18 protein-coding genes are annotated in these 15,325 nt (G+C 52.2%); 9 read left to right on the top strand and 9 right to left on the bottom strand.

What is annotated here, in order from left to right; all coding sequences use genetic code 11:
- Positions 1-55 precede the first annotated feature (55 nt).
- The 5 genes from HMPREF9370_RS00915 (at position 56) to HMPREF9370_RS00895 (ending at position 4,444) form a co-directional block, all read left to right on the top strand.
- Positions 56-949 carry a patatin-like phospholipase family protein gene (locus tag HMPREF9370_RS00915; RefSeq protein ID WP_009115357.1) on the top strand — a complete coding sequence of 298 codons (894 nt, stop codon included), beginning with the start codon at positions 56-58 and terminating at the stop codon, positions 947-949.
- A gap of 147 nt (positions 950-1,096) precedes the next feature.
- Positions 1,097-2,200 (top strand): peptide chain release factor 2, encoded by a 1,104-nt coding sequence (gene prfB, locus HMPREF9370_RS00910; protein ID WP_009115356.1) that lies wholly within the window; start codon positions 1,097-1,099, stop codon positions 2,198-2,200.
- Positions 2,201-2,268: 68 nt separating this feature from the next.
- Positions 2,269-2,688, top strand: a complete 420-nt coding sequence (locus HMPREF9370_RS00905) for an NfeD family protein (protein WP_040666738.1) — start codon at positions 2,269-2,271, stop codon at positions 2,686-2,688.
- A gap of 31 nt (positions 2,689-2,719) precedes the next feature.
- Positions 2,720-3,670 (top strand): SPFH domain-containing protein, encoded by a 951-nt coding sequence (locus HMPREF9370_RS00900; RefSeq protein ID WP_040667286.1) that lies wholly within the window; start codon positions 2,720-2,722, stop codon positions 3,668-3,670.
- A gap of 117 nt (positions 3,671-3,787) precedes the next feature.
- Complete coding sequence (locus tag HMPREF9370_RS00895; protein WP_040666737.1) at positions 3,788-4,444, top strand: DUF4328 domain-containing protein; 657 nt, start codon at positions 3,788-3,790, stop codon at positions 4,442-4,444.
- 75 nt (positions 4,445-4,519) lie between these two features.
- On the opposite strand, the gene yecR is transcribed toward HMPREF9370_RS00895, so the two are convergent.
- From yecR to cyaY, 3 genes are all read right to left on the bottom strand, one after another.
- Positions 4,520-4,903, bottom strand: coding sequence for a YecR family lipoprotein (gene yecR, locus HMPREF9370_RS00890; RefSeq protein WP_009115352.1), 384 nt, complete (start codon positions 4,901-4,903; stop codon positions 4,520-4,522).
- 168 nt (positions 4,904-5,071) lie between these two features.
- Positions 5,072-5,938 carry a ribosome small subunit-dependent GTPase A gene (rsgA, locus tag HMPREF9370_RS00885; protein WP_040666735.1) on the bottom strand — a complete coding sequence of 289 codons (867 nt, stop codon included), beginning with the start codon at positions 5,936-5,938 and terminating at the stop codon, positions 5,072-5,074.
- Positions 5,939-6,011: 73 nt separating this feature from the next.
- Positions 6,012-6,341: an iron donor protein CyaY gene (cyaY, locus tag HMPREF9370_RS00880; protein WP_040667284.1), complete on the bottom strand. Its 330-nt coding sequence runs from the start codon at positions 6,339-6,341 to the stop codon at positions 6,012-6,014.
- A gap of 66 nt (positions 6,342-6,407) precedes the next feature.
- Between cyaY and lptM the strand changes: the two genes are divergently transcribed.
- The 3 genes from lptM (at position 6,408) to HMPREF9370_RS00870 (ending at position 8,546) form a co-directional block, all read left to right on the top strand.
- A complete protein-coding gene (gene lptM, locus HMPREF9370_RS11720; RefSeq protein ID WP_009115349.1) occupies positions 6,408-6,569 on the top strand; it encodes an LPS translocon maturation chaperone LptM in 162 nt (53 codons plus the stop codon).
- 2 nt (positions 6,570-6,571) lie between these two features.
- Positions 6,572-7,792, top strand: coding sequence for a diaminopimelate decarboxylase (gene lysA / locus HMPREF9370_RS00875; protein WP_009115348.1), 1,221 nt, complete (start codon positions 6,572-6,574; stop codon positions 7,790-7,792).
- A 442-nt stretch (positions 7,793-8,234) separates the two neighbouring features.
- On the top strand, positions 8,235-8,546 hold the full coding sequence (locus HMPREF9370_RS00870; protein WP_009115346.1) for a DUF2288 domain-containing protein: 312 nt from the start codon (positions 8,235-8,237) through the stop codon (positions 8,544-8,546).
- A gap of 79 nt (positions 8,547-8,625) precedes the next feature.
- Here the strand turns inward: HMPREF9370_RS00870 and HMPREF9370_RS00865 are convergent, their stop codons facing one another.
- A complete protein-coding gene (locus HMPREF9370_RS00865) occupies positions 8,626-9,201 on the bottom strand; it encodes a DUF4126 domain-containing protein (protein WP_009115345.1) in 576 nt (191 codons plus the stop codon).
- 207 nt (positions 9,202-9,408) lie between these two features.
- Between HMPREF9370_RS00865 and HMPREF9370_RS00860 the strand changes: the two genes are divergently transcribed.
- Complete coding sequence (locus HMPREF9370_RS00860; RefSeq protein ID WP_009115344.1) at positions 9,409-9,831, top strand: DUF2846 domain-containing protein; 423 nt, start codon at positions 9,409-9,411, stop codon at positions 9,829-9,831.
- 63 nt (positions 9,832-9,894) lie between these two features.
- Here the strand turns inward: HMPREF9370_RS00860 and purB are convergent, their stop codons facing one another.
- The 5 genes from purB to HMPREF9370_RS00835 form a co-directional block, all read right to left on the bottom strand.
- A complete protein-coding gene (gene purB / locus HMPREF9370_RS00855; RefSeq protein ID WP_009115343.1) occupies positions 9,895-11,265 on the bottom strand; it encodes an adenylosuccinate lyase in 1,371 nt (456 codons plus the stop codon).
- 132 nt (positions 11,266-11,397) lie between these two features.
- Entirely contained in the window at positions 11,398-12,045 is a 648-nt protein-coding gene (locus tag HMPREF9370_RS00850; protein WP_244963452.1) for a YdcF family protein, read from the bottom strand.
- Positions 12,046-12,144: 99 nt separating this feature from the next.
- Complete coding sequence (locus HMPREF9370_RS00845) at positions 12,145-13,638, bottom strand: vWA domain-containing protein (RefSeq protein WP_370992366.1); 1,494 nt, start codon at positions 13,636-13,638, stop codon at positions 12,145-12,147.
- 197 nt (positions 13,639-13,835) lie between these two features.
- Complete coding sequence (gene pncC / locus HMPREF9370_RS00840; RefSeq protein WP_009115340.1) at positions 13,836-14,303, bottom strand: nicotinamide-nucleotide amidase; 468 nt, start codon at positions 14,301-14,303, stop codon at positions 13,836-13,838.
- A gap of 20 nt (positions 14,304-14,323) precedes the next feature.
- Positions 14,324-15,220, bottom strand: coding sequence for a mechanosensitive ion channel family protein (locus HMPREF9370_RS00835; RefSeq protein ID WP_009115339.1), 897 nt, complete (start codon positions 15,218-15,220; stop codon positions 14,324-14,326).
- Between the last annotated feature and the right edge of the window lie 105 nt (positions 15,221-15,325).

The following is a 15,325-nucleotide window of genomic DNA, read 5'->3' as shown; positions in this document are numbered from 1 at the left end:
GCCAAGCAGCCGCAGGCGCACTTCCCCCAAACACACCGACACAGGAATTCAAAATATGCATTTAAAATTTAACCGCCGTGTCTTATTCCTCTCCCTCGGCGCCCTCATCCTCAGCGGCTGCCAAATCGGCCGCAAAACCCCGCCCGCCCCCCAACCGACAGCCAAGCCCAAAGCCATCATCGGCCTCGCACTCGGCGGCGGTGCAGCCAAAGGCTTTGCCCACATCGGCGTGATTAAAGTATTGAAACAGCACAACATCCCCGTAAACGTCGTAACCGGCACCAGCGCCGGTGCCATTGTCGGCAGCCTCTATGCCTCAGGCATGTCGCCCGACCGCCTCGAATTGGAAGCCGAAATCCTCAGCCAAGCCGATTTGGTTGACCTCACCCTGTCGACCCGCGGCGTCATCAAAGGCGAAAAGCTGCAAAACTACATCAACCGCAAAGTCGGCAACCGCCCTCTGCAAAACCTACCGGTTAAATTCGCCGCCATCGCCACCGACTTCAACTCGGGCAAAAGCGTAGCCTTCAACACCGGCAACACCGGCCAGGCCGTGCGCGCCTCCGCCAGCATCCCCAATATTTTCCTGCCTACCGAAATCGACAAACGCCAATATGTCGACGGCGGCCTCTCCGCCCCCGTGCCTGTTACCGCCGCCAGAGAGCAAGGGGCCAACTTTGTGATTGCGGTGGATATTTCCGCCAAACCGGCCAAACTCGAAAACGGCTCCGGCTTTTTCGACTACCTCGACCAAAGCCTCAACATCATGAGCACCCCCGCGCTGGAATACCAACTGCGCCAAGCCAACGTAGTCATCAAGCCGCAAGTGCAAAAGCTCGGTTCGGTAGGCGGCTTCGACCAAAAAGCCCAAGCCATCAAACTGGGCGAACAAGCCGCACTGGCCGCGCTGCCGGAAATCAAGAAAAAGCTGGCGGCCTACCGCTATTAACCACCGCCGCCGGCAACAACTCTAAAGATGCCTGTCTGAAAGTTTCCAGTACGGCTTTCAGACAGGCATTCTCTTTACCCGCCGCACAGACAAAGCCCCTGAAATCCAGTACAATACCCGCCTGAATTTTTTAACGAAAAGAACATCATGGAAGCCGAAATCATCAACCAGCTCAACAACACCTTAGACGATCTCGAACAGCGCAGCGCCGATATCCGCGTTTACCTGGATTACCAAGGCAAAAAAGACCGCCTGGAAGAAGTCATCGGCCTTTCCGAAGACCCCGATTTGTGGAACGACCCGAAAAAAGCGCAAGAAATCGGCAAGGAACGCAAAATCCTCGAAGGCATCGTACTCACGCTGGATTCCATCGGCAGCGGCATCGAAGACAACCGCATGCTGATTGAAATGGCGGTGGAGGAAAACGACGAAGCCGGCTTTGCCGCCGTGCAGGAAGACGTGGCTGCGCTGGAAGCCCAAATGGCCGAGCTTGAGTTTAAGCGCATGTTTAACCAGCCGGCAGACGCCAACAACTGCTTTATCGACATCACCGCCGGCGCGGGCGGCACGGAAGCGGAAGACTGGGCTGGCATGCTTTTGCGCATGTACAGCCGCTACGGCGAGCGCAAAGGCTTCAAGCTGGAAATTTTGGAAGAAGACGAAGGCGAAATCGCCGGCATCAACCGCGCCACCATCAAACTCGAAGGCGAATATGCCTACGGCCTGTTGCGCACCGAAACCGGCATCCACCGCCTTGTGCGCTATTCGCCTTTCGATTCCAACAATAAGCGCCACACCTCGTTTGCCTCCGTATTCGTGTATCCCGAAGTGGACGACAGCATCGAAATCGAAATCAACCCGTCCGATTTGCGCATCGACACCTACCGCGCATCAGGCGCGGGCGGCCAACACATCAACAAAACCGATTCAGCCGTGCGCATCACCCACGAGCCGACCGGCATCGTGGTGCAATGCCAAAACGACCGTTCGCAACACGCCAACAAAGCCGCCGCAATGGATATGCTGAAATCCAAATTGTTCGAGCTGGAAATGCGCAAGCGCAACGAAGAAAAACAATCGCTGGAAGAGAGCAAGTCCGACGTGGGCTGGGGCCACCAAATCCGCTCTTATGTATTTGACTCCTCACGCATCAAAGACTTACGCACCGGCCACGAAGTGGGCAACATCAAAGCCGTGATGGACGGCGATTTGGACGGCTTCATCGAGGCCAGTCTGAAACAAGGCGTGTGACGGGGTTCGGCTGAAAATTGAAACTCAAACCAAACATGCCTGTCTGAAAAACTGTGGAGGAAATGCTCATGGTTTATTGGTTTATCGCCGCTGCATTGGTGCTGATTCTTGAATTGTTTATCGGCACGATTTACCTGATGGTAGTAAGCGCCGCCCTGTTTGGCGCAGGCATCGCGGTTTGGCTGTTTGGCAACCTGACTGCCGGCATTCTCACCGCCGCCGTGCTGTCTGCCGTGGGAATTTGGTGGACGCACGGCTGGATTGCCCGCCACCGCCGCTCCGCCCATGAAGAAACCGCCCGCAACGATTTAGACATCGGGCAAAGCGTCCACATCATGCGCCACTTGGGCGGCGGGCTGTACGAAGTGCATTACCGCGGCACCGTCTGGCAGGCACAGGCGGAAAACGTGTCCGGATCATCCGCCGCACCGCATTCTGCCGTGATTACCGGCAAAAACGGCAACCTCCTGATTATCCATCTGCACTAAAAAAGGAGCCCTTATGGACTTTGATTTCTTCATCGGTTTCCCCATTCTGCTGCTTATCGCCGTGATCGTATTCGGCTTCAAAGCATTTACCGTGGTGCCGCAGCAAGAAGCTTACGTGGTGGAACGTTTGGGCCGCTTTCACAAAGTGTTGAATCCCGGCCTCAGCATCCTGATTCCCTTTATCGACCGCGTGGCCTACAAGCACACGCTGAAAGAAATCCCGCTGGATGTGCCGAGCCAAGTCTGCATCACGCGCGACAACACCCAGCTTACCGTCGACGGCATCATCTACTTCCAAGTAACCGACCCGAAACTCGCCTCATACGGCTCCAGCAACTACATCATGGCCATCACCCAGCTTGCCCAAACCACGCTGCGCTCGGTTATCGGCCGTATGGAATTAGACCGAACCTTTGAAGAGCGCGACGAAATCAACAGCATCGTCGTGGCCGCGCTGGACGAAGCCGCCGTATCGTGGGGCGTGAAAGTATTGCGTTACGAAATCAAAGACTTGGTGCCGCCGCAAGAAATCTTGCGCTCAATGCAGGCGCAAATCACCGCCGAACGCGAAAAACGCGCCCGTATCGCCGAATCAGAAGGCCGAAAAATCGAACAAATCAACCTCGCCAGCGGCCAGCGCGAAGCGGAAATCCAGCAGTCGGAAGGCGAAATGCAGGCCGCCATCAACGAATCGAACGGCGACAAAATCGCCCGCATCAACCGCGCACAAGGCGAAGCCGAAGCCTTGCGCTTGGTGGCCGAAGCCAATGCCGACGCCATCCGCAAAATCGCCGATGCCCTGCAAACTCCGGGCGGCAACGAAGCCGTGAATCTGAAAGTGGCCGAGCAATATGTAGAAGCCTTCGGCAAACTGGCCAAAGAAAACAACACGCTGATTATGCCTGCCAACGTGGCCGACATAGCCGGCTTGGTTTCCACCGGCCTGAAAATTGTGGAAGGCAATAAAACGGTTGCCAAATAAAGCCTTATTACAAACAACAATGCCTGTCTGAAAACAATGCGGAATAGTTTTCAGACAGGCATTGATCATGAAATAACCCAACACCAATCCTTCAACAACATTTACGGGAAACACCTTATGAAAAAAGAAAAAAACTATATTTATCAAGACTTCGGCAGGCTGACTGGTTTCACGCTGTCTGCCATTTGGTCGGTGATCGCCATATACACGGTGGTCGGCCTTATGCTGATACCGATATTGCTGCTCATCCACTCTGCCTCCGGCCTGATTAATTTGGATCAGAGTTGGTGGGCAATTTTTGAAAAAGCAGAACCCTTTTTTAGACCGCTGGATCTGCTATTGGCCCTATGTTTCCTAACATCGGCTATTCTGGTTTGCTGCTGGCTGTATCGCGCCGCAGCCAACGCCCGCGCGCTGGGTGCGGAAATGAGCATCAAACCCGGCTGGGCTGTAGGCAGTTTTTTCATCCCTTTTCTCAACTTGGTTATGCCCTATCAAGCCACCAAAGAAATATGGCTGCATGCCGCGCAAGACCGCAAGCCTTCGGCCATTCCGGTTAACACTTGGTGGATAACTTGGTTGATCGGTTCGATTGGGGAAAGAATCATTCATAAAACAGAAAGCCATTTAGAAAGCGTACACCTCACTTTGCCTATTTACCTTAATTTAGCCAGCTTGTTATGCATGCTGATTAGCGCTTACTGCCTCACCAAAATTGTTCGGGGCATCCAAAATCAACAAGCTTTGCTGGCAGCAGGTAAAAAAGTTGGCTGAAACCAAACAATCGCATCAAGCAAAATGCCTGTCTGAAACCTTTTTCAGACAGGCATTTTGCATTACGACAACTGTTCATTTTTTCTTGCTTTTCTGCTTACCCGTTTTCTTGGCCGTTTCTTTTTTGACCGGAGCCGGATATTCGCCGCACAAATATTCATAAGTGGTGCGCGTTACCGAGCAGGTGCCGATCATGCCGCCTTTGCGCACGCATTCGCTGCGCGATCCTTGCACGCGGGCGGCTTTTTGAAAACCGAGTTGGCGGCAACGTTTGTCAGCCATCAGCTGAGGACTGGCCTGCCCTGCCCTCGCATTCTGAAATTCGGCATGGTCGTAAGAAAGATAAACAATGCCTTTTTTGGCATCGCCGCCGCGGTATTGCCATTGCACAGGCGTGTTTTTCTGAGCACAGGCTGCGGCAAACAGCAATAAAAACAAAGAAAGTGTGCGTGTTTTCATGTTTTCAGACAGGCATATATTTATCGTTAAACCACTTACATAGTAACTGTGACGTCATACTCGGGTTTAACCCAAGTATGACGGATATACTTTTTGAAGCTGGCTCACTATATTTATTTTAAATATTTATTATAAATTGAATGTTTTCAAATATGCCAAAACATCCGCCTAACGGCTCAATTCATCGGTAATCCGCTGCAAAAATGCCAACCGCTCAGGGCGGATTTCACCGCTTTCTGCCGCAGCTTTTACCGCACAGCCCGGCTCTTGACGGTGGGTGCAGTTATGAAAACGGCATTGTCCGACCAGATGGCGCATATCGGGGAAATAATGCAGTAAATCGGGCGCGTTGAGGTGAAACAAACCGAATTCCTGCAGGCCGGGCGAATCAATCAGCTTGCTTTTTTCATCCAAATCATAAAGTTGGGCGTGGGTTGTGGTGTGCCTGCCTGAATCGAGGGCGGTGGAAATATCGCCGGTGCGGGCAATATCCCGCCCCAAAAGCGCATTGGTGAGCGTGGACTTGCCCATACCGGATTGGCCGAGAAAAATCGAGGTTTGCCCTTGCAGCGCTGGTTTTAAGGATTCGGCGTTTTCCAACGCGCTCACTTCGTAAACCGGATAACCCAGCGTTTCATAAAAACGCAGTTTTTCGCGCCAAGCGGCGGTTTCGGGCAAATCGGCTTTGTTCAACACAATAAAAGGCTCAATGCCACCGGCTTCTGCCGCCAACAAGGCGCGTTGCAGCAGCATTTCGTTGGGCGAAGGCACGGCGGCCAACACGATAAACAGGCGGCTCACATTGGCGGCAATCAGCTTGGTTTTCCAGGCGTCTTTGCGGTAAAGCAGACTTTGGCGCGGCAAGTAGTCTTCTATTACCACTTGCTCGGCATTTTGCGGGATGATACGCACAAAATCGCCGCAGGCGAAATCCACTCGCTTTTTGCGGGTGGTGGCGTCGTAAACGGAGCCGTCATTGGTGCGTACGGTGTAGCGGCGGCCGTAGCTGGCGATGATTTGGGCGGTGTCGGTCATAAAGTGTTTTGGGCAACCATAGGTAAACAAAATGCCTGTCTGAAACATCTTTCCTACAGGCATAGCTGTATTTTCAGCCTGAAAAAGGCGGAATCTCGGCTGTTTCGCCGCAAGCTGCGCTCAGGGCTTGGTTTAACACGGCAAAAAATTCGCTGCCGTCCCGCGTAGCAAGCCAGGTGCCGTTTTGGTGTGCAAAATGATAGCCGCCGCTTTTGGCCGCTATCCATAATTCCTGATTGGGCGTATGGCGGTTCACAATAATCTGCGTGCCGTCGTCTGCCTCAATGGTGAGCACGTTGCCGGCCAGGCGGCAGTCGAAATCCAAACCCGCTTCATCGATTTGGTCTTCGATATGGGCAAACAGGCGGTCGGAATGCTGCAAAAATTCGCTTTCGGTCATCATTGTTTTGTGTGTATCGTGATTTTTGTTTAAGATACCGAATCTTGCCATATATAAGGCTAAAACACCATGAAAAAACTGCTTTCCACCGCCGCCTTGCTGGTTTTACTCTCGGCCTGCGGCTATAAAGGCGATCTTTACCTGCCTAAAGAAGGCGACAAAGCCAAATTCGGCCCGCTACAGACCGGCCTGCAATTCGAATCGAAAGAACCCGTTACCCAACCGGAATAATCATGTCCCTCAAATGTGAACAACTCACCTACACCGAGCTTGCCGCGCAGTTCGGCACACCGCTTTATGTGTACAGCCGCGCCGCTCTGGATGAAGCTTTTAAAGCCTACCAAACCGCTTTTGCAACGCTCAACCCGCTGATCTGCTATGCCGTGAAGGCCAACAGCAACCTGAGCGTTATCCGCCGCTTTGCCGAATTGGGCAGCGGCTTCGACATTGTTTCCGGCGGCGAGCTGGCGCGCGTATTGGCGGCCGGTGGCGATGCGGGCAAAACCATTTTTTCCGGCGTGGGCAAAAGCGAAGCAGAAATCGAATTTGCGCTCAAGAGCGGCGTGAAATGTTTCAACGTAGAATCGCTGCCCGAGCTTGACCGCATCAACCAAGTGGCCGCCGCGCTGGGCAAACAAGCGCCGATTTCCCTTCGCATCAACCCCGACGTGGACGCCAAAACCCACCCCTATATCTCCACCGGCTTGAAAGCCAATAAATTCGGCATTGCCATGAGCGAAGCCGAAGCCGCCTACCGCTATGCCGCTTCCCTACCCCACCTGAACATCACGGGCATTGATTGCCATATCGGCTCGCAACTGATCGACCTCGCCCCGCTGACAGAAGCTTGCGAACGCATTTTACTGCTGGTCGATAAGCTCGAAGCCGCCGGCATTGCGCTGCAACATATCGACTTGGGCGGCGGCGTTGGCATTGTGTACCACAACGAGCAAAAGCCCGATTTGCAGGCTTATGCCGATGCCGTAGCCAAGGTGATGGATAAGCGCCCGCAGCAACTGGTGCTCGAGCCCGGCCGAAGCTTGGTAGGCAACGCAGGCGCGCTGCTGACCCGGGTGGAATTCATCAAGCAGGGCGAAGAAAAGCATTTCGTGATTGTCGATGCCGCCATGAACGATCTGATGCGCCCTGCGCTTTATCAGGCTTACCACCACATTGAAAACGCAGAACCCACCGATGCCGCGCCGATTTTGGCCGACATTGTCGGCCCGGTTTGCGAAACCGGCGATTTCCTTGCCCAAAACCGCAAAATCGCCGCCAAGCCGGGCGACTTGCTGGTAGTGCGCAGCGCGGGAGCTTATGCTTCAAGCATGGCCAGCAACTACAACACGCGCGCCCGAGCCGCCGAAGTGTTGGTGAGCGGCAGTAAAGCCAAACTCGTTCGCCGCCGCGAAACCATCGAAGAGATGTTGGCCAACGAAACAGAGTGTTTATAACCATCATTCAAAAATGAACAATGCCTGTCTGAATAAGGTTTCAGACAGGCATTTGCATCACGCTCCGACAGAAAAAGCCGCTCGAACATTGCGGCGGCTTTTTATCCCAACAGATTTCTCTTTTTTCCTTTGTGACTTGTTTTTTTAGCCATCTTTCATCAAGTTGGCGATTACAAAATACAACAAACTTAACGGAAAATCAAATTCTATTTGCATAAATCGTATATTATCATAAAATTTTTATAAATAACATAACAAACTGTTCAATTAGTTTTATTTTCAAATAGTGTCAATACCAGTCCCAATTGCCCAAACCGAGTTGAACACTTGCTGCCAAACGGCAAAAAATACCTGTCTGAACGGCCTTATGTCAGACAAGCATTTTTTTCGCGCTAAAATTGGTACAATATCGCTTCACTTCTTTACACCGTAAATCCCAACCATGACCGACCTGCTCAACGACAAACTCAACCTCGAAACCGCCCGCATCAACTGGCAAGAACTTCAGCCGCATTTTGCCCGCGGAGCCGCCGTTTATGTGAGCCCCGACCTTGATTTAATCCAAACCGCCCGCCTGATGGCAGACGATGACACCGCAACACTCGGCAAACTGATGCAGCAAGGCAAATTCGGTGTGGTCAGCGAAGCGCAAGCGCATCAATTTTTTGCCGATAATCAGGCGATGTGGGCGGTGGTGGTGGCACCGTGGGTGCTGGTTCAGCCGTGTGAAACCGACAAAGGGTTGGCGCAATAAGAATTTACGGCGCCGCATTCAACCAAATGCCTGTCTGAAAACTAGAACTTGTTTTCAGACAGGCATTGTTTTACCCAGCTTAAGCCGTAGGCATTTTGTTCCTCTGGTAGCGTGTATATTTCCGATACAGCCAAAACACCACCGCAACCACCAAAAATACCGCCAGCACCGGCACAAACAGGCTCAGCACGCTCATCACCACGGCCATACTGGTTTCAAAAACCGAAAACACAGGGTTGGCCAAGCCGCCGGTTGTGGCCGTGCTGGCCATGCGCGTGGTGGCACTCGCGCCTTTAATGGCCGCCGCCGCGCCCCCGCCGGCAATAATCGCCAATGTCCACGTTACCGCCGGGCTTAAATCCGCAGCAGTAGAAGCCACCACCGCCGTTCCGGCCAACCCAGCCAGCGGCACCGCAATGGTGTCGAGCAAATTATCCACAAACGGTATCAGATAGCTGAGCGATTCGGTAATCGCTGCAATCCCTAAAATAATCAAAGCATTGGTGCTTGCCAGCCATTGCCAGCTTTCATTCAGCGGCCACATACCGAAATATGCCGACAAGCTGAGTGCAAACAAAGGCAGGAACACACGAAAACCGGAGCTGACTGCCAGCCCGACTCCGAGCGCGATGCTGATAAGGGTGTCGAAATTCATGATTTATCGGAGGATAAAGGAAAATTTGATGATACTTGAATTTGGGCGGCAGGGCATCCGGTTTGTTTGATGTCGCTATTTCTAAACACCCTTTGTAATTTTATGTAATCGAACCTTCTTTGCTTTTTAAAAATTAGTTCTATTAAATATAATTACCAAAGTTACTTTATAAGCAAAACCATCTCTATTCACTGCAAAGGAAACGTCATGAATATTAAACGCATTTTATCCATCGGCATTGTCGGCACACTTCTCTCGGCTTGTAGTGCGACCGGCACACAGTTCGCCGGATTTACTCCGCCCGCCGAAGGCCAAAGCAAAATTTATGTTTACCGCCCATCGGCTTTCAAAGGCAGCGGCGTTCATTATGATGTGCACGCCAATGACCAACTAATCGGCCACATCCGAAACGGCGGCTATATCAGTAAAGAGCTTATACCGGGAGATTATGAAATTTGGGCAAAAACAGAAGCCCGCCGCAGCGTACAGGTACCTTTGCGCCCGAATGAAACCCAATGTGTCAAAGCCAGTGTAGGTTTCGGCGCATTTGTCGGCCGCCCTAAATTGGAATGGGTGCCTATGGAAAAATGTGAAACGGAAATCCGCAGCACCGTTCAAAGCGCCAAATAGCTTGCAAAAGCGCAAATGCAAACAATGCCTGTCTGAAAACTTTTCAGACAGGCATTTTGATTTTTAAATCCTTCTGGCCAACGCTTCGGCTTTGCCCACATACAGCGCGGGAGTTAAAGCCAGCAACTGCTGTTTGGCATCGGAGGGGATGTCCAGCGATTCGACAAACACTTTCAGCACTTCGGGCGTAATGCCGTCTTTGCCGCGGGTGAGGTCTTTCAATTTTTCATACGGATTAGCCACGCCGTAGCGGCGCATCACGGTTTGGATCGGTTCGGCCAAGAGTTCCCAAGTGGCGTCCAAATCGGCGGCTAAGGCGGCGGGGTTGGCTTCCAGTTTGTTCAGGCCGCGCAGGTGGGCGACCAAGCCCAGCACGGTGTAGCCTGCGCCCACGCCCATGTTGCGCAGCACGGTGCTGTCGGTGAGGTCGCGCTGCCAGCGGGAAACGGGCAGTTTTTCCGAAAGGAAGCCCAACACGGCGTTGGCCATGCCCAAGTTGCCTTCGGAGTTTTCAAAGTCGATGGGGTTGACTTTGTGCGGCATGGTGGAGCTGCCCACTTCGCCCGCTTTGACTTTTTGTTTGAAGTAGCCGAGGGAGATGTAGCCCCATACGTCGCGGTTGAAGTCGATTAAGATGGTGTTGATGCGGCTGAGGGTTTGGAAGAACTCGGCCATGTAGTCGTGCGGCTCGATTTGGATGGTGTAGGGGTTGAAGGAGAGGCCCAACGATTGCTCGACGAATGTTTGGCAGTGCGCTTCCCAATCCACATCGGGGTAGGCGACCATGTGGGCGTTGTAGTTGCCGACCGCGCCGTTGATTTTGCCTAAGAATTCTTGTGCGGCAAGCTGTTTGATTTGGCGTTGCAGGCGGTAAACGACGTTGGCGATTTCTTTGCCCAAGGTGGAAGGTGTGGCGGGTTGGCCGTGAGTGCGGCTCATCATCGGCACAGCGGCCAAGTCGTGCGCCATTTCGGTGAGTTTGGCGGTGATTTCGGCCAGCTTCGGCAGCAACACGGCTTCGCGTGCTTCTTGCAGCATCAGGGAGTGGGAAAGGTTGTTGATGTCTTCGCTGGTGCAGGCGAAGTGGATGAATTCGCTGGCGGCAGCCACTTCAGGCACGCCTGAAAAACGCTCTTTCAACCAATATTCGATGGCTTTTACGTCGTGATTGGTGGTGGCTTCGATGGCTTTTACTGCGGCGGCATCTTCCAGCGAAAATTCGGCGATAACGCGGTCGATTTCGGCAACAGTGAAGTCGCTGAATGCGGGCACTTCGGCGATTTTCGGTTCGGCGGCCAATGCTTTGAGCCAGCTCAGCTCAACTTTTACTCGGGCTTTCATCAGGCCGTATTCGGAGAAAATCGGGCGCAGGGCTTCTACGGATTTGGCGTAGCGGCCGTCGAGCGGGGAAAGGGCGGAAATGGGGTTGATCATGTTGGGTTCCTGTTTTCAGATTGAGCTAGGGCAAATCAGCCTCTGAGAAAATTAAGCTTCACGGTAATATGCTGTAAAGCCGACAATTATACCTCAAGCCGCAGTATCACATGACACGCTTTCGGCAGGCTGCTAATGCACAAATAGAGCCTTTGCCCAAGCCAGGCTTTCGCGTATCAGTTTGCGGGTATATTGCCAATCAGGCTCGCGGCAACCTGCACCGGAGTAGGATTGGATGTTTTTCCGGGGCCACTGCTTGGCCGCCAGCCATTCGGCGCGGGCCAGATGAAAACCGTCGCTTACCAGCACAATCCTGTCTTTGCCGCTCAGCAAAGGCGTGCTGAACGCGATATTTTCATAAGTGCTTTCCGAGCGGTTTTCCAACCGGATATGGGCTGCGGGCACGCCCAATGTCAAAGCAATATCACGCATGGCTTCGGCTTCATTGCTGCCATCGCTATCGGTACCGCCCGACATCAGCAACATAGGCGCTTTGTCGGCATAATAAAGCGACACACCGGCTTCTACACGCGAACGCAGGCAGGGGTTGGGCGCGCCGTTGCGGTTTACCGCATTGCCCAACACCATAATGGCATCGGCAGACGCAATAGCCTGCACCGTGCGTTTTTTAGCCTCTTCTGCCAGATGGTAAATGTAGTAAACAATGGCGCCCCATGCCAGCACACCGGCAAACACGATTAACAGCATAATTCGAAACGGCCAGTTTTGGTCATTATAAGGCCGGTAAGGTTGCTTGTTAGAAGAAGGGGATGAAAACATGATTTTTGCATATCAACAGTATTGGCGGGTTAAATGCCTGTCTGAAACAACACTGTCATTTTCAGACAGGCATAGTTTGTTATGGCAAAACCTGCGTCATTATTTCAGATTGATTTGCGCTTCCGGCGCTTTGCTGCTCAAGCTTTGGGCAATTTTCGCCAGCTCTATAAATTCTTCGCGCAAGCCGTAAGGATCGGGTTTTGCAGCGCTTTGGGCAAGCCGGACGATGCTGCCCCAATCCATATTGCCGTTATACTCGCCGCCGCGCAATGCCTGCCCGTAAGCGGCCACAGCCAATGCAAACCGGGTATTTTCTGAAGCCTGTGTTAGCGGCTTGCTCTTAACCGCCACCGGCTGGCTGAGCAAAATGCTTTTCTCTTGGCCGGGCAGCTTATAGCGCAAGTTCACATAGGCGTATTCGTTTTTGCCGCCGGCCGCTTGAGCCGGCTTTTGGTAGCGCGATTCATTCAGCCAGCCTTGTTTGCCCGTCGGAATAATTTCATACAGCGCGGTCACGCTGTGGCCGGCTCCGATGTCGCCCGCATCCACTTTATCGTTATTGAAGTCTTCCTGTTTTAACAGGCGGTTTTCATATCCGATCAAGCGGTATTCTTTTACGGTAGCCGGATTGAATTCAACTTGGATTTTCACGTCTTGCGCGACGGTGACCAGCGTGGAGGAAAGCTGGCGCTGCAATACTTTTTGGGCTTCTTTCCAGTTATCGATGTAGCTGTAATTTCCGTCGCCCGCGTCGGCCAGCTGCTCCATCAGATTTTCATTGTAATTGCCTTCGCCAAAACCCAATGTGGTTAGCGATATGCCGCTTTTGCGCTTTTCCGCAACCATGCTTTTGAGCGTTTCAAAATCAGTGATACCCACATTAAAATCGCCGTCGGTTGCCAACAGAATGCGGTTGATGCCGTTTTTCACAAACGCTTTTTCCGCTTCTTTATACGCCATTTGAATTGCCGCTTCGCCTGCGGTTGCTCCTCCTGCGCTCAGCTCGTTAACGGCGCGCAAAATGGTTTCTTTGTGTTTGCCCGAAGTGGGCGGCAACACCAGTTTTTCGCCGCTGGCATAGGTAATCAGGGTAACTTTGTCCTGCTCGCGCAATTGTTCGGTTAACAGGCGCAGGGTTTGCTTCACCAACGGCAGCTTGTTTTCGCTATTCATGCTGCCCGACACATCCACTAAAAACACCAAATTGGCCGGCGGAAGCGCTTTCACCGCCAAATCTTTTGCTTGAATGCCGATTTTGATGATTTTGGCATCTTTCTGCCAAGGGGAATCAACGGTTTCGGTGTGCACGGCAAAAGGTTTGCCGCCTTCCGGCAGCGGGTAATGGTAGTCGAAATAATTAACCATTTCCTCAATGCGCACCGCATCTTTCGGCGGCAACCTGCCCGAGCTGCTCAGAAAACGGCGGACATTGGCATAGCTGCCTGTATCCACATCAATGCTGAAAGTGGAAACCGGCATTTGCGCCACCGCATGTACAGGATTGGTTTCGATTTTGCCGTAGCGCTCGGTATTTTGGCGCGGCAAAGGCATTTCCATTGCGGCCTTGACAGACCCATACACAAGCACGCCCATTGCAGCAGGCTGTTTTAAAACATGATTTTCTGCCAACCTGGCATTTGAAGAGGGCGAAGATTGGTTGCACGCGCTTAAAAAAGTGGCGGCCACAGAAAATGTGATTAAAGACCGACAAGACCGAAACATGTTATTTTTCCTTATGGTAAGCGATTAATTAATCAATACGCGCCATTAACTCTCTGATTCAAAATAAGTTACTGCACCACCATGTCCAGCCATGCGATTGCGAATGCTACCGCCTGAGCGCGGACTTCATCGCGACCGCCTTCAAACTTTACACATTTGGCTTCCATGCCTTCAGCCGATGCCAAACCGAACCATACCGTACCCACAGGTTTTTCCGCGCTGCCTCCGGTTGGCCCGGCAATGCCGGAAATGCTTAAAGCAAAATCAGCATCTGCAGCCTTGAGCGCACCTGCGGCCATCTCTTCAACAGTCTGCCTACTTACTGCTCCATATTGAGCCAAAGTTTCCTCACGCACACCCAGCAGCTTGTGTTTGGCTTCATTGCTGTAAGTAACAAAACCTGTTTCAAACCAGGCCGAGCTGCCGCTCAGGCGCGTTAACTCGCCTGCCAGCAATCCGCCGGTACACGATTCGGCGCATGTTACGGTAAGCTGCTTGGCTAACAATTTTGCGGTTAGACTGTTTAATACATTCATCGCTCTTCCATTGGGTTGTTTCAGACAGGCATAACGGGCTTATCATGACCATGGGCTTCTTCTTGCCCTCCATTATGGTTCATCAAGCGGTATTGCACGCGGATAAAGGCATCCAGCACAGCTTGCTGAACCTCCAGCCGCTTCGACACCGGTGAAGCAAAGCGCACCACCAAATTATAAACTTTATCGTCGAAAGGCACCCGGCTGATTCGGGGATGGGCAGCCGGCGTGATAAACAGTTTTTCGAGCTGCACTTCTTCGAGATATTTCTCAATCACTTTAATATAAGGCGCGCACTTTTTCTGCAACACATTCTCTAAAACCGGCACAATCTTATCCGAATCCAAATGAATCGGCACGGAAATTTCAAAAGTATGCACCACAAAAGAGCCGAGCACATTATCCCGCTGAACCGAATACGAAAGCAGAAGGCTGTTGGGAAAAGAAATCGTTTTGCCCGAAAGCTGGCCGATGAGTTGGTTCGGGCCGATCTGCATCATCAAAGTGTTGAAAAGGTTGATGTCCACCACCCGCCCGCGCAGCCCGTTCACTTCAATATAATCGCCCACCGAATATTGTTTGGTCATCGAACGCAGCAGGCTACCTGAGAGACACATAATCAACTCTTTGGTCGCCAACACAATGGCGGCGGCCACCGCAAACATGGAAAGCGCCAAGGTTTGAATTTGCGCTGCCCAAATAATTGCCAGCCCGAAAATCACCATAATCAGGGTGATGTTGCGAGTGGCCACCACCCAGCGGCGCTTGTCTTCAATCTCCATCGTCGGATGGCTGCGGAAATGTGCCTGCAAAATCACTGCACGCAACAGCAAAATGCCGACAACCATCAGCACCGACTCAATGATTTCGGCTTTTACCGGCCCGTTGTGAAGATAATAATTAATGGTTTCCCACATGATTGCGCTATTCCGTTTGTGATTTGCGAAGCCTGTCTGAAAAGATAATTATGTTTGAGATTCAGAATATTAGGTGCTTATTATAGCGAATAAACCGATACACGA

Source organism: Neisseria wadsworthii 9715 (assembly GCF_000227765.1).
In the GTDB taxonomy this organism is placed as follows: domain Bacteria; phylum Pseudomonadota; class Gammaproteobacteria; order Burkholderiales; family Neisseriaceae; genus Neisseria; species Neisseria wadsworthii.
The sequence above is the reverse complement of the archived record's forward strand: the minus strand, read 5'-3'. Positions and strand labels throughout refer to the sequence as shown.